This is a genomic window from Corynebacterium massiliense DSM 45435, assembly GCF_028609805.1.
Taxonomy (GTDB): Bacteria; Actinomycetota; Actinomycetes; order Mycobacteriales; family Mycobacteriaceae; genus Corynebacterium; species Corynebacterium massiliense.
Window position 1 is genome coordinate 458134 of sequence record NZ_CP063189.1, and the last position, 18066, is coordinate 476199.

At 65.4% G+C, this 18066-nt stretch carries 17 protein-coding genes; 11 read left to right on the forward strand and 6 right to left on the reverse strand.

Going from position 1 to position 18066, the window contains the following annotated elements; translation table 11 throughout:
- The first annotated feature begins 173 nt into the window (after positions 1-173).
- Positions 174-1667 carry a DHA2 family efflux MFS transporter permease subunit gene (locus CMASS_RS02265; RefSeq protein ID WP_022862661.1) on the forward strand — a complete coding sequence of 498 codons (1494 nt, stop codon included), beginning with the start codon at positions 174-176 and terminating at the stop codon, positions 1665-1667.
- Positions 1668-1740: 73 nt separating this feature from the next.
- On the opposite strand, the gene CMASS_RS02270 is transcribed toward CMASS_RS02265, so the two are convergent.
- Complete coding sequence (locus tag CMASS_RS02270) at positions 1741-3957, reverse strand: NADP-dependent isocitrate dehydrogenase (RefSeq protein WP_022862660.1); 2217 nt, start codon at positions 3955-3957, stop codon at positions 1741-1743.
- A 102-nt stretch (positions 3958-4059) separates the two neighbouring features.
- Complete coding sequence (locus CMASS_RS02275) at positions 4060-5076, reverse strand: siderophore-interacting protein (RefSeq protein WP_022862659.1); 1017 nt, start codon at positions 5074-5076, stop codon at positions 4060-4062.
- 171 nt (positions 5077-5247) lie between these two features.
- Here CMASS_RS02275 and CMASS_RS02280 point away from each other — a divergent pair, with 171 nt between their 5' ends.
- The 7 genes from CMASS_RS02280 to CMASS_RS02310 all read left to right on the forward strand — a co-directional run bounded on the left by CMASS_RS02280 (position 5248) and on the right by CMASS_RS02310 (position 11986).
- Positions 5248-6498, forward strand: coding sequence for an MFS transporter (locus CMASS_RS02280; RefSeq protein WP_022862658.1), 1251 nt, complete (start codon positions 5248-5250; stop codon positions 6496-6498).
- A gap of 9 nt (positions 6499-6507) precedes the next feature.
- Positions 6508-7434, forward strand: a complete 927-nt coding sequence (locus CMASS_RS02285; RefSeq protein WP_022862657.1) for an exodeoxyribonuclease III — start codon at positions 6508-6510, stop codon at positions 7432-7434.
- A gap of 61 nt (positions 7435-7495) precedes the next feature.
- On the forward strand, positions 7496-8356 hold the full coding sequence (locus tag CMASS_RS02290; RefSeq protein WP_022862656.1) for a trimeric intracellular cation channel family protein: 861 nt from the start codon (positions 7496-7498) through the stop codon (positions 8354-8356).
- Between the two features lie 77 nt (positions 8357-8433).
- A complete protein-coding gene (locus tag CMASS_RS02295) occupies positions 8434-8625 on the forward strand; it encodes a hypothetical protein (RefSeq protein WP_022862655.1) in 192 nt (63 codons plus the stop codon).
- Positions 8626-8746: 121 nt separating this feature from the next.
- Positions 8747-9793 (forward strand): tryptophan--tRNA ligase, encoded by a 1047-nt coding sequence (trpS, locus tag CMASS_RS02300; protein ID WP_022862654.1) that lies wholly within the window; start codon positions 8747-8749, stop codon positions 9791-9793.
- A gap of 91 nt (positions 9794-9884) precedes the next feature.
- Entirely contained in the window at positions 9885-10985 is a 1101-nt protein-coding gene (locus CMASS_RS02305) for a YhjD/YihY/BrkB family envelope integrity protein (protein WP_022862653.1), read from the forward strand.
- Positions 10986-11074: 89 nt separating this feature from the next.
- Positions 11075-11986 carry an RDD family protein gene (locus CMASS_RS02310; protein ID WP_022862652.1) on the forward strand — a complete coding sequence of 304 codons (912 nt, stop codon included), beginning with the start codon at positions 11075-11077 and terminating at the stop codon, positions 11984-11986.
- Here the strand turns inward: CMASS_RS02310 and CMASS_RS02315 are convergent.
- Positions 11928-13283 carry a D-alanyl-D-alanine carboxypeptidase family protein gene (locus tag CMASS_RS02315; protein ID WP_022862651.1) on the reverse strand — a complete coding sequence of 452 codons (1356 nt, stop codon included), beginning with the start codon at positions 13281-13283 and terminating at the stop codon, positions 11928-11930. The genes CMASS_RS02310 and CMASS_RS02315 overlap by 59 nt on opposite strands.
- Before the next feature lie 36 nt (positions 13284-13319).
- Here CMASS_RS02315 and CMASS_RS02320 point away from each other — a divergent pair, with 36 nt between their 5' ends.
- Positions 13320-14306, forward strand: coding sequence for an amidohydrolase family protein (locus CMASS_RS02320; protein WP_051126816.1), 987 nt, complete (start codon positions 13320-13322; stop codon positions 14304-14306).
- Here the strand turns inward: CMASS_RS02320 and CMASS_RS02325 are convergent.
- From CMASS_RS02325 to CMASS_RS02335, 3 genes are read right to left on the reverse strand one after another with little or no spacing between them, the layout of a single operon-like run.
- Complete coding sequence (locus CMASS_RS02325) at positions 14303-15541, reverse strand: hypothetical protein (protein ID WP_022862649.1); 1239 nt, start codon at positions 15539-15541, stop codon at positions 14303-14305. The genes CMASS_RS02320 and CMASS_RS02325 overlap by 4 nt on opposite strands.
- A gap of 37 nt (positions 15542-15578) precedes the next feature.
- Positions 15579-16553, reverse strand: a complete 975-nt coding sequence (locus CMASS_RS02330; protein ID WP_022862648.1) for a C40 family peptidase — start codon at positions 16551-16553, stop codon at positions 15579-15581.
- A gap of 3 nt (positions 16554-16556) precedes the next feature.
- Positions 16557-16877, reverse strand: a complete 321-nt coding sequence (locus CMASS_RS02335) for a hypothetical protein (protein ID WP_022862647.1) — start codon at positions 16875-16877, stop codon at positions 16557-16559.
- 67 nt (positions 16878-16944) lie between these two features.
- On the opposite strand from CMASS_RS02335, the gene upp reads away from it, so the two are divergent.
- Positions 16945-17583, forward strand: a complete 639-nt coding sequence (gene upp / locus CMASS_RS02340) for a uracil phosphoribosyltransferase (RefSeq protein WP_022862646.1) — start codon at positions 16945-16947, stop codon at positions 17581-17583.
- Between the two features lie 62 nt (positions 17584-17645).
- The gene (locus tag CMASS_RS02345) at positions 17646-18029 is read left to right on the forward strand and encodes a helix-turn-helix domain-containing protein (RefSeq protein ID WP_022862645.1); all 384 of its coding nucleotides are present in this window, start codon (positions 17646-17648) and stop codon (positions 18027-18029) included.
- The last annotated feature ends 37 nt before the right edge of the window (positions 18030-18066 follow it).

Sequence of the window (18066 nt, forward strand, 5' to 3'; positions counted from 1 at the left end):
CAAGCGGTTCATTCTGTGCGGGCGCTTTGTTCATTCCGGTCGCATCTGCGCAGTTCAAACAGTGAATTAAAATGAATACGGTCCGGTGCTGTGTGGTGCGAAAATGGGCGCGGGTGCGCGGGCGGGTCTAGGATGGCTGGGTCCCGCATGCGAAACTTCCGTCAGGAGAAGAAATGACAAAGGCGCACGAGTCCACGGCGAACCAGCGCTTCCCGTGGCCGGCACTGTGGTCAATGATGATCGGCTTTTTCATGATCCTGGTCGACTCCACGATCGTGTCTGTCGCCATCCCGGCGATTCAGCACGGACTCGACGCTGACGTCAACCAGGTCATCTGGGTCAACAGTTCCTATCTATTGGCGTACGCGGTCCCGTTGCTTATCACCGGGCGCCTCGGCGACCGTTTCGGGCCCCGGAATATCTACCTGCTGGGGCTCCTACTGTTCACGCTGTCGTCTCTGTGGTGCGGCCTGGCGGGCAGCATTGAAATGCTCATCGTCGCCCGCGTCTTCCAGGGGTTGGGTGGTGCGCTGCTCACGCCGCAGACCATGTCGGTGATGATCCGCATCTTCTCGCCCACGCAGCGTGGCGCCGCGATGGGCGTGTGGGGCGGCGTGGCCGGCGTGGCCACCATCGTGGGCCCGCTGCTAGGCGGTTTGCTTGTCGATGCCGCCGGCTGGGAGTGGATCTTCTTCGTCAACGTCCCCGTCGGCATCATTGGCATCATTCTGGCGTGGATCTTTGTTCCCCGTCTCGAGGTCACCAACAGCCGCTTCGATGTGCTCGGCGTCCTGCTCAGCGCGGTGGGGATGTTCTGCCTCATCTTCGCCATCCAGGAGGGCGACAACTTAGGTTGGGACTGGCGCTTCTGGGTGCTGCTCATCGCCGGGCTGGTGCTGTTGGCGCTCTTCGTGGCCTGGCAGGCCCGCGTCGGCGCGACGGCGCTGGTGCCGCTGTCGCTGTTTAAGGACCGCAACTTCTCCCTCGCGTGCATCGCCATCGCCACGGTGGGCATGAGCATCTCCACGTTCGCTATCCCGTGGATGATCTACATCCAGACGGTCAAGGAGTACACCCCGACGGACGCGGCGCTGCTGCTCGTGCCGTCCGGGATTATCTCCGGCGTGCTCTCGCCGCTGGTGGGCAAGCAGACGAATGTGCACTCGCCGAAGCCGTTAGCCATCGCTGGCCTTACCATCACCGGCATCAGTTTCGGGCTCATCGCATTTATCACCAACCCCGACATCAGCCCGCTGTGGTTGCTCGCCATCGCGGCCCTGTCCGGCCTGGGCAACTCGATGATGTGGGGCCCGCTGTCCATGATTGCCACCCGCAACCTGCCCGGCGAGCTCGCCGGCGCCGGCTCCAGCGTGTACAACACCGTCCGCCAGGTCGGCGCCGTCATCGGCTCCGCGGGCGTTGCCGTGCTCATGTCCTCGCAGCTGGCCAAGCATCTCGTCGAGGGCGCGGGCGACAGCGCGGGTGCTGGGGCCGGCGCCGGTGCGGGAGCAGGTGCTGGCGGAGGCGGCGAAGGCGCCCTGCCGGAGTTCCTCCACGAGCCGTTCGCCACCGCGATGAGCCACTCCCTGTGGCTGCCTACCATTGCCATTCTGGTGGGTGCGGTCTTCGCCTTCAGCTTTGAGAAAACCCGGTCCTGGAAGGGGTGAGGCATTGCTAGGAAAAGGGGGCTAGGCGGGTTAACCGCCTAGCCCCCTTTCTGCTTCCAGAAGTGGAGGGAGTTTAAGCCTCGGTCTTGTTCAAGATGTCGTTGAACTTCTCCACCGGGCGCATGACCTGGGTGGTCTTCTCCTCATCCGGCCAGTAGTAGCCGCCGAGGTCTGCCGGCTGGCCCTGAACGTCGAGCAGCGCGGCATCGATGTCGTCCGCGTTCGACTTCAGGTCGTCAGCGTAGGTACGGAAGGCATCGGCAAGCTCGGCGTCGTCGGACTGGTTGGCCAGCTCCTCGGCCCAGAAGGTGGCCAGGTAGAAGTGGGAACCACGGTCATCGATCTCGCCAGCCTTGCGGGACGGGGACTTGCCCTCGTTGAGCAGGCGCTCGGTGGCCTTGTCCAGCGCCGCCGCCAGGACGCCGGCCTTGGCGTTGTCGTTCTTCTGCTCCTCGTGGCGGAAGGACTCCGCCAGAGCCAGGTACTCACCCAGGGAGTCCCAGCGCAGGTGGTTTTCCTCGAGCACCTGCTGGACGTGCTTCGGGGCGGAACCGCCCGCGCCGGTCTCGAAGAGGCCGCCGCCGGCCATCAGCGGCACGACGGACAGCATCTTCGCGGAGGTGCCCAGCTCGAGGATGGGGAAGAGGTCGGTGTTGTAGTCACGCAGCACGTTGCCGGTCACGGAGATGGTGTCCTCGCCGCGGCGGATGCGCTCGATGGACTTCTTGGTGGCGCTGACCGGGTCCAGGATCTCGATGTCGAGGCCCTCGGTGTCGTGATCCTCGAGGTACTTCTTGACCAGCTCGATGAGGTTGGCGTCGTGGGCGCGCTCCGGGTCCAGCCAGAAGATGGCCGGCATGCCGGACAGGCGGGAGCGGGTCACGGCCAGCTTGACCCAGTCCTGGATCGGGGCGTCCTTGGTCTGGCAGGCGCGCCAGATGTCGTTTTCCTCGACCTCGTGCTCGATGATGACGTCACCGCCCGAGCGGCGGACCTGAACCTTGCCGTCGGCCGGAACCTTGAAGGTCTTGTTGTGGGAGCCGTACTCCTCAGCCTTCTTGGCCATCAGGCCGACGTTCGGGACGGTGCCCATGGTGGTCGGATCGAAGGCGCCGTTTTCCTTGCAGTCCTCGATGACTGCCTGGTAAACGCCCGCGTAGGAGGAATCCGGGATGACGGCGAGGGTGTCCTGCTCCTCGTCGTTCTTGTTCCACATGTGGCCGGAGGTGCGGATCATGGCCGGCATGGAAGCATCAATAATCACGTCGGACGGGACGTGCAGGTTGGAGATGCCCTTGTGGGAGTTGACCATGGCCAGGTCCGGGCCGTTTTCGTACGCGGCGTCGAAGGCCTTCTTAATCTCCTCGCCGCCGTCGAGGTTCTCCAGGCCCTCGTAGATGGCGCCCAGGCCGTTCTCGCCGTTGAGGCCGGCCTCGTTGAGCTTGTCGCCGTACTTTTCAAAGACGTCGGCGAAGAACGCGCGGACCACGTGGCCGAAGATGATCGGGTCGGAGACCTTCATCATGGTGGCCTTCAGGTGCGCGGAGAAGAGCACGCCCTCTTCCTTGGCGCGGGCAACCTGCTCGCGCAGGAACTCATCGAGCGCCTTGGCGGACATGAAGGTGCCGTCGATAACTTCCTTGTCCTCGACCTTCAGGCCCTCCAGGAGGGTGGTCTCGGTGCCGTCGGCGGCGACGTGGACGATGCTCAGCTCGTCCGCGCCGTCTATGATGACGGACTTCTCGTTGTGGCGGAAGTCGTTGTCCGCCATGGTGGCGACGTTGGTCTTGGAGTCCTTCGTCCACTCACCCATGCGGTGCGGGTGCTTGCGCACAAAGTTCTTCACCGCCTGCGGCGCGCGGCGGTCGGAGTTGCCCTCACGCAGCACCGGGTTGACGGCGGAGCCCTTCACGGCATCGTAACGCGCGCGGATGTCGCGCTCCTCGTCCGAAGCCGGGTTCTCCGGGTAATCGGGAAGGTCAAAGCCCTTCTCCTGCAGCTCGGCGATGGCCTTCTTCAGCTGCACCAAGGAAGCGGAGATGTTCGGCAGCTTGATGATGTTGGCTTCCGGCTTCTTGGCCAGCTCACCCAGCTGCGCCAGCGCATCGTCCATCTTCTGGTCGTCGTTCAAACGCTCCGGGAACTGGGCGATGATACGGCCGGCCAGCGAGATATCCGCGGTCTCCACGTCGATCCCCGCGTGGGAAGCAAAAGCCTCCACGACCGGCTTAAACGAGTAGGTGGCGAGCAGAGGGGCTTCGTCAGTACGAGTCCAGACGATCTTTGCCATGATTCTCCTTTTAGCTATGGGAAACGTGGAAAACTAACGCGTTCTAGAATACCTACAACCCAATTCGTATGTGACGAGGTCGGGGTAGGATCAAGTGTCGTATCACGCGGCCATCGCCACGCCGCGCTTCCAGTAGCCCATAAACGACACCTGCCGGCGAGCGATCTCAACTTCTTTCACCAGCATCCGCCGCATACGGGTCACCATGCCGGATTCGCCGGCGATCCAGAAGTAGCAGTCGTTCAGGTCCGTGGCCGAGGCGGGAACCGGGGCAGGGTTTTCTGCGTGTGTGGGCTCTACCGGTTCGCCGGCGGCGGAGTAGCACGGGGTCTCCCAGACGAGCGCGGAGGATGCAGCCTGGGCATCGGATCCCGGCAGTGTGGCGTCAGATCCGTGCGCAGATCTGTCTGCGGATCCATCTGCAGCGGTCCGGATGCCGCATAGGCATGCCAGCGCGTGGGTAAGGTGCGCGCCGTGCGCTGCGCCGGACTCGCGGTCAAACCAGTGCACGCGCACTGAATCCGGCGCGTCCACCTCTTGGCGGTCGGCGGCGGTGGGCGTTTCTAAGAACACCTTGCCGGAAAGGCCCGCCGGCCACTCCGCGAGCGTGCGGGCAATGGCGGGCAGGGCGGTCTCATCGCCCACCATGACCGCCCGGGAGCTGCTACCGGGCTGGAACTCGATGCCGCCACCGGAGGCATCGTCACGCGTGGGCGCGATAAGGAAAAGCTCGTCGCCCGGCTTCGCAGACATGGCCCACGTCGCGGCTGGGCCGGCGCTATCCGGACCGGTGTGGAGGACGAAGTCGATGTCGATCTCGGTGGGGCCCGGCGCTGCGGTGCTGCTAGCTGCTGCCCGCCGCACGTCGCGGATGGAATAGGTGCGCATGGCGCCGCGGGTGGCCGGGTCGAGTGAGGTCCAGTGCGCGTACCAGTTCGCGGTATCCGGGAAATCGGGCAGGCCGTTTGTGCCGGGGAGGATGAGCTTGATGCGCAGATCCCGGATCGGCCCGGCCGGTCCCATGTCGGCGAGGTCAGGTCCAGTGACAGTGATGCGCTGGAAATTCGGTGACAAGCGCGTGGTGTGGGCGACCGTGGCGCGAAAGGGGATAAACGGCATGGTGCAGGCAGCTCCTCTGTAGTCTTGTCCGGGTAAGACTAACCTAACTATTCAGTGTGGACAAGGTGTGGCCGCACTGCCACCTCAGATGCACTGCTGGACGTATGCGGGTAACCTACCGGGGTGAAATTCCCCCTCCCACGCACCCCTGAAGTCCCTGGTAGGTCAGTCATGCAGAAGGCGCGCCGCCGGCGGCCGCTGCCGCTGCAGACCCAAATTAATTCTCGCCGCCGTGCCATGGTGATGGTCGCGCTCGCGCTGGGAGCGTTCGGAATCGGCACCACCGAGTTCGTGTCCATGGGCCTGTTGTCCATGATCGCGGACGACTTCGGCATCACCGAAAACACCGCCGGGCACGCGATCTCCGCCTACGCCCTCGGCGTGGTGGTGGGCGCGCCCATCATTACGGCGGTGACCGGCAAGATGCCGCGGCGGCGGCTGCTGCTCATCCTCATGGGCGCCTTCACCTTAGGCAACGCCTTGTCTGTGGTGGCGGGCAGCTACCCGATTCTGCTCGCGGCGCGCTTCATCGCGGGCCTGCCGCACGGCGCGTACTTCTCCGTCGCCGGCCTGGTTGCCGCGTCCATGGCGCCGGAAGGAAAGCGCGGCAAATCCGTCGCGCTGGTGGGCATGGGCCTGTCGGTGGCCACCGTCTTTGGTGTGCCCGCCGCCCAGGCGCTCGGTGCGGCGCTGGGCTGGCACGCGGCCTACGTGCTGGTCGCCTGCATCGGCATCGCCACGGCGACCTCCTTGTGGTTCCTTCTGCCGCACATGACGGAGATGCCGGCTACCTCGGTGCGCACGGAGCTGGGCGCGTTCAAGCGCTCGCAGGTGTGGCTCACCCTCGCGATGGGCACGGTCGGCTTTGGCGGCATGTTCGCCATCTACACGTACATCTCGTGGACCATGACCACCCACGCGGGCATGGATCCGTCCTCGATGTGGATCGTGCTCATGGCCTACGGCATCGGCAACGTCGCCGGCGCCTACTTCGGCGGCGTGCTTTCCGATCGGAGCCTGGAGAAGGGCATCTTGTTCTCCCTGGTCATGATCGCGGTCTCCCTCGTGTGCTTCTACTTCACCTCCTCCAGCGCGGTGCTGGGAACCATCAACTTCGGTGTAGTGGGCTTTTTCGGCTCCTCGCTCACCCCGACGCTGCAGGTGCGCCTCATGCACGTCGCCGGCGACGCGCAGACCCTCGCCGCAGCGCTCAACCACTCCGCGCTCAACCTGGCCAACGCCTCGGGCGCCGCGCTCGGCGGCGCTGTGGTGGGAGCGGGCTTTTCCTACCAGGCGCCCGCCCTCGCGGGTGCCGGCCTTGCCATCGCCTCCATCGGCGTGTGGTTCGTGACCATGGCGCTCAAGCCGCGGGGGAGGGGCAAGAGCACCTCGCGCGCGAGTGTTGTCCAGACCGAAAGTTAAGGTAGCTGCATGTCTTTGACCATCGCGACGGTAAACGTCAACGGAATTCGCGCCGCCTGCAAGAAGCGCAACGACGACAACCTGGGGATGAACGAGTGGCTGCGCCACACGCCCGCCGATGTGGTGCTGTTCCAGGAGGTGCGCGCCACCCCGCAGCAAGCGGAGAAGGCGCTAGCACCCGCGCTGGATAACGGCTGGTGCATGGTGGTGGCCGATGCCGTGGAGGACGGCATGAAGGGCCGCGCCGGCGTGGGTATTTTGTCCCGCACGCCGATTGACGATGTCGCCGTGGGCTTCAACAGCGACGTCACCCGCTTTGCCGATTCCGGGCGCTGGATCGAGGCGACTACCGGCGGGATCCGCGTGGCGTCTTTGTACCTGCCCTCCGGCGACGAGGGGACGAAGAAGCTCGACGATAAGTATGCCTTCCTCGACGAGTTCGGCGACGTCCTCGCCGCCCGCGCCGAGGCATACCCCGACATGGTCATCGGCGGCGACTGGAACATCTGCCATCGCGCCCAGGACTTGAAGAACAACCGCCCGAACGAAAAGGTCTCCGGCCACCTGCCGGAAGAGCGCGCGTTTATGGATTCCGTCTTCGGCGCGTTCCCGGACGCGCTCGTACAGGAGAAAAAGGACCTGGGCGAGTGGCGCGGCACGGTCGACTACTCCCCGCAGCGCCTGTGGGAGCCGACCGCGAACCCGGCGTGGTTCGACGTGGCGCGCCGCCTCAACCCGGACCCGGAGCTCAAAGGCCCGTACACCTGGTGGACCTACCGCGGTCAGGCGTTCAACAACGACGCCGGCTGGCGCATCGACTACCAGGCGGCGACGAAGAACATGCTGGACCGCGCGCAGCGCATGTGGGTGGACAAGGCCCCGTCGGTGCCGCAGCGCTGGTCGGATCACTCGCCGTTAGTGGTGGAATACGCCTAGCTGGGACGAAAGGCAGTTGCGTGGCACGAGTGTGGGAGAAAAACCAAGCAGGAGGTAGCGCGTGTCCCCTTTGATTACGACGCTCTACGTCATCGGGATCACCGCTGAGGCGATGACCGCCGCGCTGTCCGCGGGGCGGCAGAAACTCGATCTGTTCGGCGTCATCCTCATCGCCTCAATCACGGCGTTGGGCGGCGGCACGGTGCGCGACATCGTCTTGCAGCACTATCCCATCCGCTGGGTGAACCAGCCGGTGTACCTGCTCATCGTGGTGTGTGCGGCGCTGTTTACGATGTCGCTGTCGTTTTTGATGCACTACTTCCGCCACGTCTTCCTCATTGCCGACGCGATCGGGCTCGCGGTGTTTTCCATGCTCGGCGCCCAGGTCGCCCTGCACCTCGACCTCGGCCTGCTCATCGCGGTCGTCGCGGCCATCATCACCGGCGTGTTCGGCGGCATCCTGCGCGATCTCCTCTCCGACCGCGTTCCCCTTGTGTTCTCCGGCGAGTATTACGCAGCCATTTCCGTGTTGGCCACCTTGATCTTCTGGGGGCTTATGCACCTGTCGATGCCGGAGGAGGCCGCCGCCATCACCACGGTCGTCATAGCTTTCGTCTGCCGCCTTTTGGCCATCCACACGGGCAAAGGGCTGCCGGTGTTTGAGTACCAGGACGAAAACCAGCCCATCGATCCGCGTTTGCGGCTGTCCGCCCGCATCATGCGCGACGGTGCCCGCGCCGCCAAACGCCGGGCGTCTAATAGCCTGCGTTTCGATGCCGCCGCGTACGCCTCCGTCAACCGGCAAACGGGCAAGCACGCCCGGCACTCCCGCGCCGCGGACACCAGCCAGCAGTGGCAGGTCGAGCGCGATAATTCGAAGCGCCCGAAGAAGCACGGGCGGAAAAATCCGCCAGCTCAGTAGCAGCCCGCTGCACGACGGGTGTTAGACTGTGTGCAGATTTTCTACAGCTTTATCCCGCTTGTACTGGAGGGTCGTACATGACGCGCGCAATCATCGATTTCGTCATCGGTGCCGTTCTTCTCGCCCTGGGTCTGTGGTGGTGGCAGGCCATCGGCCCGTCCTTCGCTTTCCTGGCGCCCATCATCGTCATGGGGCTCGGCGGCGCGTTCATCGTCATCGGCATCGCGAATGCCCTCGACGCCCACGCACCGACCTCGCGCAAGGTCTAGCCACCGCGCGCTTTTCCTGCGCCGCGAGATAGACCACGACGTTTAGCCCCGCCGCCACAGTTGGAAGGACCAACCAGGCGGCGGGGTTTTCCATGCTTATCACTCATTAGAATGCGAGAACATGACTGACCACACTGCTGCATCCACCGACCACTCCGCGCACAAACCGCGCGTCCTCTCCGGCATCCAGCCGACCGCCGACTCGTACCACCTGGGTAACTACTTGGGGGCGGTCAAACAGTGGATCGACCTGCAGGACGACTACGACGCGTTCTACTTCATCCCGGATCTGCACGCGATCACCGTTGAGCAGAACCCGGAGGAGCTGCGCCGCCGCACCATCGCGGGCGCCGCACAGCTCATCGCGCTGGGCATCGACCCGGAGCGCTCGACGCTCTTCGTCCAGTCGCAGGTGCCAGCCCACACCGAGCTGACTTGGATCCTGCAGTGCCTGACCGGCTTCGGTGAGGCCTCGCGCATGACGCAGTTTAAGGACAAGTCCCAAAAACGCGGTGCCGACCGCACCTCCGTCGGGCTTTTCACCTACCCGATGCTTATGGCCGCGGACATCCTGCTCTACTCGCCGGACTTCGTGCCGGTGGGCGAGGATCAGCGCCAGCACATGGAACTTACCCGTCACCTGGCCGAGCGTTTCAACGCCCGTTTCGGCGAGACCTTCCACGTGCCGGAGCCGCTCATTCCGGAAGGCGCAGCGAAGATTTACGACCTGCAGGATCCGACCTCCAAGATGTCGAAGTCGGGGGAGAACCCCAAGGGCATCGTCAACCTGCTCGACCCGCCGAAGACCTCGGCTAAGCGCATCAAGTCCGCCGTGACGGATGACCTCGGTGAGGTCCACTTCGACCGCGAGCAGCAGCCGGGCGTGTCCAACCTGCTGGTCATCCAGTCGGCGCTGACGGGGGAGAAGATTGAAAACCTCGTGGAAAAGTACGCCGGCAAAGGCTACGGCCACCTCAAGGTGGATACCGCGGACGCCCTGCAGGAATTCACCACCCCGCTCAAGCAGCGCTACGACGAGCTGATGGAGGATCAGGGCGAGCTCGAGCGCATTTTGGCCCGCGGCGCCGAGCACGCCACCGAGATTGCGCAGCCGCTTGTCGATGCCGTCTATGACAAGGTCGGCTTCATCCCGCGGCCGCGGCGCTAAATTGAACTAACTAACGCTAAGCTGGCTCAACGTTAAGCTGAAGCGTACACATTTTCCTCTAAGCAGAATAAGAACAGAAGGGATTCAGGCCGTGGCCCCACGTACCAAGGCACACCCCGACGAGACCGATCACTACGGCATCGAGCGCAGCCACTCCGATGACACCGGGGCGGTGGATAAGGTTCGCGAGCGCTCACCGTTTATCGATCACGTCATGCGGATGACCGAGCGCTACGGCTCGAACGGCGGCAACCAGTACGCGGCCGGTATTACGTACTACTCGGTGCTGGCGATGTTCCCGATCCTCATGCTCGTGGTGGCCACCGCCGCAACCGTCCTGGCCCGCAACCCTGACCTGTTCAACCAGCTGCAGGACAAGGTGACCTCAGCGTTTAGCGGCGACTTGGGCGACGCGATTAACTCCATCCTGGAGACCGCCATCGATCAGCGTGGCGCCATGTTCGGCATCGGTGGTCTTACCGCCCTGTGGTCCGGCTTGGGCTGGATGAACAACCTGCGCGTGGGCATCTCCGCGATGTGGAACGTGGACGCGAACGAGGGCGGCTCCTTCATCAAGAAGAAGCTAAGCGACCTCGTCGGACTCATCGGCCTCCTTATCGCCCTCGCCATCGCGTTCGGCGTCACCATCGCCGGCACCTCCGGCCTGCTGCAGAAGATCTTCCACTGGGTTGGCGTGGATTCCTTCCCGGGCATGGGAGCGGTCATCTTCTTCGCCGGTCTGGTCATCGGTCTGGTGGCCAACTTCCTGGTGATGCTCTGGCTCATCAAGATGCTGCCGCGCACGCACGTGCCCATGAAGGCGGCCGTCAAAGGCGCCCTGCTCGGCGCCATCGTCTTCGAGCTCATCAAACAGTTTTCCACGCTGTTTATTTCCTCGGCCTCGTCCAACCCGGCGGGCGCGACGTTCGGCCCCATCATCGTGCTGATGATTACCCTCTACCTGGTCTGGCGCGTGGTGCTCTACTCGTCCGCTTGGGCGGCGACCGCGAAGGAGTCGATGGTCGAGGAGAACCCGGAGACCCCGGGACCGGCTATCATCCGCGTGCGGCAGGAGGCCGCGGCCGGCGGCCGCGCCACGGCGGGCTCCAACACCGGCGTCACGCTGGGCGTGGGCGCGGCCCTCGGTGCCCTGGGCGCTGGCGCATTCTCGCTGCTCCGCCGCAAGAAGTAGCGGATAAGCGGGGCGGTCGAACGCTAGCGCACAAATATCATCCCTGGGTGGGACGGCAGATGTCCTACCCGGGGTTTAGTGTTATATGCATGACCGCTTACGCTGCCGTGCCGAATCTATATCAGGCTTACAACGTTTCACCTCAGGATTCCTGCCAGTCCATTGGCATTTTGCTCGCCGGAAAGGACGCCCAAGCGGAATCCGCGGGGCTCAAGACGGAGGATCCGGAGCGACATCGCCTGGGGATTGCGTATTCCGTGCTGTCCTCGCCGGACAAGCGGCGGCGATATGACCAAACCTTGACCGCCGGCACTACCCCGACGTGGAACCAGCTGGAATACCTGGGCAATTTCGGTGACTGGCCGCCGGCCGAATACAGCTCGTATGAGGCAAAACAGCAGCAGCGCCAGCGGCACGCCGCGGCGTACGCGTCGCCGTACGCGCAGCCGTTTAACCCCTTCCAGGTGCAAGGGAACATGGCGCCGGGCGCGCAAGCCCCGGGCGGTGCGGCGCAGGTCCCGGTGCCGTATCAGAACCAGCAACTGAGCGCGATGGATGAGATGGCCCAGCGCCCCTCGGCCGGCACACGCATTGCCATGTGCCTGCTGGACTGGTTCTTAGCCGCGATGGTCGGCGGCGCCGCCGCTGCGGCCGTGGACGGGGTGGTGCCGGACGCGGTGGGTGGGCTGTTGCCCGTTTCTGCACTGAGCGTCGTGATGGTCTTGTACTACATCGTCTGCGAGTCGGTGGCCGGGGCTACCCCGGGCAAGATGATGTTCGGCTACGAGGTCCGTGACCGCGAGACGAAGAAGAAGCTCACGGCCGGCGCTTCACTGAAGCGCAACTGGTTCCGCGCTATCACCTTGGTGCCGTTTATCGGCTGGCCGATCGGGTTTATCGGCGGCGTGGTCTCGCTGATGACGATCAGCCCGAAGAACCAGCTCACCGGTTCGCATGACGACCTCGCGAACGCCGAGGTAGCAAAGCGGCGGCGGCGATAGCGGCGAGGGCGATAACGCCCACCGCGACCCCGCCAATCCAGGGTCCGTAGCGGCCCAGATCGCCGAACTGGCCGGATTGACCTGGGCCGCCGGCGCCGTCCTCGCCCGGGCCGGGGGAGGGGAGCGTGCTGGGATTCGCAGACTCCTCGCGTGCCGGCTCGAGCGAGCCGACGCCTTTACCCGGGGCGACGTCGTAAGCCGACTGGAGCAATTTCTGCGCCTGCTCCCACGCGTGCGGCCCGTGCTCGATGGTCGTGTCGAGGAGAACCACCTGCAGGCGCCGGCCATTGCGATCCATGGCGCCGGCGAAGGTGTGGTGCGCGTCGTCGGTGTATCCGGTCTTGCCGCCGATGCCGTCGGCATCGTTAAGCAACAGCCCGTTGTCGTTGCCCATCTCGTAGGCCGGATGATCGTCGTAGCCGGGGAACTCGACGGTCTTGGTGCGCACGATCTCCGCGAAGGTCGGGTTTTTGAACGCCGCCTGGTACATCAGGGACAGATCGTGGGCGGTCGTCTGCATGCCCGGCGCGTCCAGTCCGGAATAGCTGGCCACGTACGTGGACTTCGCGCCGATTTTCCGCGCGCGTTCGTTGACCAGGTCGAGCGTCTTCTTCTCGCCGCCGAGCTCGTCCGCCAGGGCATGGGCGGCGTCGTTGCCGCTGGCCATGAGCAGGCCATGGAGCAGATCCTCGACGGTGTACTCGCCGCCGGCGCCGATGCCGACGGCGGATCCGTCCGCGTCGGCCGCTTCCTCCGAGGCGGTGACCTTCTTATTCAGATCAAGCTTGTCGATGACCTCGAGCGCCAGCAGCACCTTAATGATGGAGGCGGGCCGGTAGCGCCCGTTCGGGTCCTTTTCCGCGATGATCTCGCCGGTGTCGATATCACTAATGACCCACGCGCTGGCCACCACGTCCTTGTCCACGGTAAACCCCGGCGGCGCAGTCACGCCGCAGTGGGCGTCGTCCACGGGAGGCGGCGCCTGCGGGGAGGTTTGCCCCGGCGCGAGGCGCTCGGAGGTGGTGACAGGTTCCGCGGGATGTTCGCGGTGCGGGCACTGATCCGTGTTCGGCGCCTCGGTGCGGATGTCGGGGTGCTCCGACTCCTTGTCCGCGTCGTCGCCCTGGTCCCCGTCTGCGTTACCGTCGCCAACTTGATCTGCGTCGCCCGGCGTCGCCGGCGCGGCTGCCGGGGCAGCGGGTTCCAGTTCCTGGGCGAGCGCCGCCGTGGGGGAGGCGAGGAGCGCGGCGGCGGTCGTTGCCGCGAAGAGACGGGGGAAGATCTGTGCATTATCCATGGCGTGCAACATCTTAGGGGGAATACGATTGGGCGCATGCATGACGCACCAGCTATTAGCCCGGATAACAAGGATTCATCCGCTGACGATTTCCGCGCCCTGCCCAAGGTGGCGTTGCGCGCCGAGGTCACCGCGCACGCCGGCGGGGACGTGACCCAGGCCGTGCGCCAACGCGCGCAGGAACTCGCTCGCGATAATGTGGCCTACGCCGAGCTGCACGTTTCCCCGCGTGCCTTCGATCCCGCCGCCGATATTGAGGCGGTCGTGGACGCGGCGCTGGCGGGGGTGCGCGAAGTAGACGGTATCGATGCTCGTCTCGTGCTCGTGGTGGCAGCCGAGGATACCGCGGATACCGCGGCGGACATCGTGCGCGTAGCCATTGCGCGCGCCACGGCGGATCGCCGCGATGTCGTCGGAGTGCGCGTCGCGGAGCGCGATGTCGCGGGAGGCGACTTCGCGGCGGTGCAGGAGGTCATCGACAAGGCCCGCGCCGCGTTCGTTCCGGTCACCCTGGATGCCGGCCGCACGGGCAGCACGGATTCTATCGAGGCGGCCGTGCGCGCCGGCGCGGATCGCATCGGCCTGGCTGAGAACATGATCGACGACTTCACGGCGGACATCGACGGCATCCAGCCCGGTGTGGTTTCGGCGTGGGTGCGCGACCGCCACATCGCGCTGGAGACGGCCCCGCTGGACGCCGAGGGGGAAATCGCAGATCACCCGCTGCCGCTGTTGCAGCAGCTCGGTTTCACCTGCACCGTCGGCCTCGGCGGGGATGGGGATCTCACCGAGGTGTTCGCCGCCCTGCACGATGCGCTGGGTTATGGCCTCGAGGAGTTTTTCGATCTCACCATCAAGGCGGTGGAAAATAGCTTCCACACCGAGCCGGAGCGCCAGCACCTCATCGAGACGGTGATCCTGCCCGCCTACGAGGAGCTCTCCGACGCCGAATTCGCCGAGGACGCGGAGCTTGCGGACGCGGACTCCGTGGACGCAGAGTCAGATTCGGGTGCCGAGGCCTAGAACTTAGAGAAGCGCTTGACCAGGATGTCCTCGAGCTTCTTCCACGCCTCCGCGTGGTCGGTGTACGGCTTGGACGGCACGTACCCGGCGTGCTCGGTGGAGCCGAGCATGTAGCCGAGGTAGTCCTGGAACCGCGGGTTGGACAGCATCAGCGAGTTCACCGAGTCATCGCCGGCCCAGTCGGCGGCGTCCGCGCACACCTCGTAGCAGCGGCCCATCTGCTCGCTGTCGACGGCTTCCGGGCCCTTTTCGATGTCCTGGGTAATCCCGTTGAACGTGTATTCGTTGTCGGGGTGGACGGTGAAGTCGATATCGCCCGCATTCGCCGCGCTGACAATGTCCTCCCACGTGGACACGGTTGCGAGATCGTGATCATCGTTGTCGATGATCCACCGGATGAGCGTCTTCGGCGAGTCGAAGGTGCGGATCTCGCCCCACTTGCCTAGGAAGATCGGGTTGCCGTCCACGTAGGTGCGCAGGCTGTAGACACTCTGGTTGTCGATCGTGATCTTGATCGGGTCGATGCCCGCGGCAGCCCACACGGAGTTGTCGTACGGATCGGCCTGGGCCTTTTCCTGCTCGCGCCGGGCTTCTTCCTCCGCGCGGGACTTCTCGGCCGCGGCGGTGGCGGCGGCAATGCTGTCCGCCGAGGCCTGCGTGGCGTCTGCCCCGAGCTCGCTGTCGGGGACGACGCGCACCTTGCCGTCGAGTTCTTCGATGACGTCCTTCCAGTTGCCGGCCACGACCCGGCCCACGCCGGTCCACTCGTGCATGCCGTGCTCACCGGCGTAGTGATCCGACCCGCGGGAGACGTTGCGCAAAACGGAGTGCGAAGCGAAGAAGATGGTGGTGTGCTCCGCCCCGGCCACAGCGGCCAGAGACTGGGCGAGCTCCAGGTTGCGCGCGACGGTGGAGACGTTTTCGTGGCTCGGGCGCCCGGCCAGGTACTCCGGCATGCCGATGAGGTCGTAGACGTCCCGCTCGCGGGGGACGACGCGGTCCGCCGGGCGGGAGTTGAAATTCTCCCACTGCGGGTGGTCGGCTAGGTCATGCTGGCGGTGGTTGTCGATGTAGGTCAGCAGCCCGCCCTCGGATTCGAAGACGAGGACGTCTTCTGCAGTACCTAAGAACGCCTGCCACTCCGAACCGTTCTGGCGCCAGCTCGGCGCCCAGAGAGTGTAGAAGTCGCCTTCGGACAGCGAGAACTTAATCGGGACAATCGCGCGGGTCTTCATGGCGTGTAAGTGTAGCGAACCACCTCGCCATATTCGCTTACCCCGTCGGCCGCCAAAACCCCTTGAACGCCATGTCCAAATTCGTCGTGCGCAGCGGGTTGGTCTGCACCGGGTCGCCAGCCTCCACCATCATGCCGTCGCCGGCGTACATCGCAACGTGCCCGTCCCACACCACCAGGTCACCCGCCTGCAGCTCCTCCGCGGTGACCTGCCGGCCGACGGCCTGTTGCTCCGCGGTGCGCGGGATGTCGACCCCGGCCTGCGCCCACGCGTACTGGGTCAGTCCGGAGCAATCGAAGCCGCCGTTTCCGGTCCCACCCCACGCGTAGGGGGTTCCCATCTGCGCCATCGCGGCGGCCACCGCCGCCTGACCGGACGCATTGTCGCCAGGCGAGTCGCCCGTTGGCGCGCTGCCCGCGGGCGCGCTGCCCGCCGGCGCGTCGGTGTCGGCGGCCGGGATGAGCGTGCTTTCCGTACCCGCCGTCGCATGGAATTCACCGGGATTCGCGGCGGTCTGCTCGAGTTTGTCCACTGCCTTTTCACCGGACGAGGTAATTACCCGCTCGGCCTCGGTGGCAGCGATGTCGATGAGCGGGGCCGCAATCTCCGCGAGCTCCGTCATCAGCTGCGCCAGGCGCTGGGTAGCGCGGGCGAGGAACTCGTTGACCAAAGCGGTCAGGCGGGCCTCGGCCAGCTGCTGCATGCCAGGCACTGGGAGGAGCGCGGCGGCAGCAATGGGGATGGCCTGCTGCCCCAACTCGAGCGCGAGAGCGACCAGGTCCCTCCCCGCGGCCTCGATGAGTGGGCGGGCTTGCTCCACCGCGGCGTCGATGGCCGCGCGGTCGCCCACCAACTTTTCGCCTGCCTCTAGTACTGCGGACGGGTCGACGCCGGCGATGTCCGCGAGCGGGCCGACCGCATCGAGCTCAGGAAGGGCGGGCAGATCCACCGCCGGCAGCTGCGGCGGACGCTTGTCACCAATGGCCTTGATCCCGTCAATAACCTGCAACATCGTCTACACCCCCTGGGCCACCGCGGGTGCGGTAGGTGCGGTCGGAAGTGCCGGGGAGGACAAGGCTCGGGCGGCGGCGTCATCGGTGGCCACTGCGGCATCGGCAAGCGCGGCCCCCGCCCGTGACAGGTGGCCGAGATCGTCACGCAGGGCCTCCGCGCGGGCCTGCACGCTGTCGGTGGCCTGCTGCACGGCCGTGGTGAAGGCCGCAAGGCTGGGGACACTAGGGAGTAACAACGGTGGGGTGTAGGTCGGCTGGGCGGCGCGGTGCAGGTCGGTGGCAAGCGAGCGGGTGTATTCCGGGTCTACGAGAAATTCAGTCATGGTTTATTGGACTGCGCTGCGCGGTGATCGGTTCCCCGCGTTTCTGCCTGTCCTACAGTGGGGAGCTATGGACATCCACGTCGTTGATCACCCCCTGGCCGTATCCCGTCTGACCATCCTGCGCGACAAAAATAGCGACAACGCTACCTTCCGCGCGGCACTAAACGACCTCGCCACCATGCTCGTCTACGAGGCGTCCCGTGACCTTCCCGTCGAGCACTTCTCGCTGGAGACCCCCGTGGCTACGACGGAGGGCACCCGCCTGGAGGACCCGCCGATCATCGTGCCCGTCATCCGCGCGGGGTTGGGCATGATCGATCCTGCCTTGTCGATGATCCCGGATGCCCAGGTCGGCTTCATCGGCCTGGCCCGCAACGAGGAAACCCACGAGCCGGTGCCGTACCTAGAGGCGCTGCCGGAGGACCTTTCCAACCGGACCGTCTTCGTGGTGGATCCGATGCTCGCCACCGGCGGTTCGCTGCTGCACGCGATGGACTTGCTCGCCGCCCGCGGCGCCACCGACATCACGGCCGTCTGCGTGATTTCCGCCCAGCCGGGCGTCGACGCCCTGGCCAACTCCGAATACCCAGTCCGCCAGCTGGTGACCACGTGCATCGACCCGTCCCTCAACGACGATGCCTACATCGTGCCGGGGCTTGGCGATGCCGGCGATCGCCTCTACGGCCCGCGCAACATCGACCTTTAAGCTAGGCTCCCTACTCGGAACCGTTCGGGGAGGAACCAGTTTCGGGGGAGAGGAGACTCGCTGTGTCCGGGTCTGCAGGTCAACTGATGTGGGCTAGCTACGGTTTCGGCTTCGGCCGAAACCTGCGTCAGCTGCGGCTCGCGCGAGGGCTATCGCAGCAGGCCTTGGCGGACATGTCGAAGGTCTCGCGCAACCAGATTTCCAACCTGGAACGCGCCGACGCCACCGCGGTGGCGGACCCGGCGATGTCCACGGTGTACAAGCTGGCGCTCGCACTTAATATTCCGCCGGCGCTTCTGCTGCCCGGGGCAAGCGACGCGCTCGCCGCGGAAGGGGAGGGCGGCGCAGAACCCGCGGTCACCCAGTTGCGCGATATCGCGCCGTTCCCGGCGAGTTACGTCGCGCAGCGCCGCAAGGAGGCGGACTTACTGAACCGCATGGTCTAGTTGTAGACTCAAGGCCATTCTGGACTGTGAGGAGGCG

What these genes read in the sequence shown, in the direction of transcription:
- CMASS_RS02335 (WP_022862647.1), bottom strand. Translation starts at nt 16,877, where the DNA reads ATGACTGAATTTCTCGTAGACCCGGAATACACCCGCTCGCTTGCCACC.
- CMASS_RS02275 (WP_022862659.1), bottom strand. Translation starts at nt 5,076, where the DNA reads ATGCCGTTTATCCCCTTTCGCGCCACGGTCGCCCACACCACGCGCTTG.
- CMASS_RS02265 (WP_022862661.1), top strand. Translation starts at nt 174, where the DNA reads ATGACAAAGGCGCACGAGTCCACGGCGAACCAGCGCTTCCCGTGGCCG.
- trpS (WP_022862654.1), top strand. Translation starts at nt 8,747, where the DNA reads ATGACTGACCACACTGCTGCATCCACCGACCACTCCGCGCACAAACCG.
- CMASS_RS02310 (WP_022862652.1), top strand. Translation starts at nt 11,075, where the DNA reads ATGACCGCTTACGCTGCCGTGCCGAATCTATATCAGGCTTACAACGTT.
- CMASS_RS02320 (WP_051126816.1), top strand. Translation starts at nt 13,320, where the DNA reads ATGCATGACGCACCAGCTATTAGCCCGGATAACAAGGATTCATCCGCT.
- CMASS_RS02330 (WP_022862648.1), bottom strand. Translation starts at nt 16,553, where the DNA reads ATGTTGCAGGTTATTGACGGGATCAAGGCCATTGGTGACAAGCGTCCG.
- CMASS_RS02325 (WP_022862649.1), bottom strand. Translation starts at nt 15,541, where the DNA reads ATGAAGACCCGCGCGATTGTCCCGATTAAGTTCTCGCTGTCCGAAGGC.
- CMASS_RS02270 (WP_022862660.1), bottom strand. Translation starts at nt 3,957, where the DNA reads ATGGCAAAGATCGTCTGGACTCGTACTGACGAAGCCCCTCTGCTCGCC.
- CMASS_RS02315 (WP_022862651.1), bottom strand. Translation starts at nt 13,283, where the DNA reads ATGGATAATGCACAGATCTTCCCCCGTCTCTTCGCGGCAACGACCGCC.
- CMASS_RS02285 (WP_022862657.1), top strand. Translation starts at nt 6,508, where the DNA reads ATGTCTTTGACCATCGCGACGGTAAACGTCAACGGAATTCGCGCCGCC.
- upp (WP_022862646.1), top strand. Translation starts at nt 16,945, where the DNA reads ATGGACATCCACGTCGTTGATCACCCCCTGGCCGTATCCCGTCTGACC.
- CMASS_RS02280 (WP_022862658.1), top strand. Translation starts at nt 5,248, where the DNA reads ATGCAGAAGGCGCGCCGCCGGCGGCCGCTGCCGCTGCAGACCCAAATT.
- CMASS_RS02295 (WP_022862655.1), top strand. Translation starts at nt 8,434, where the DNA reads ATGACGCGCGCAATCATCGATTTCGTCATCGGTGCCGTTCTTCTCGCC.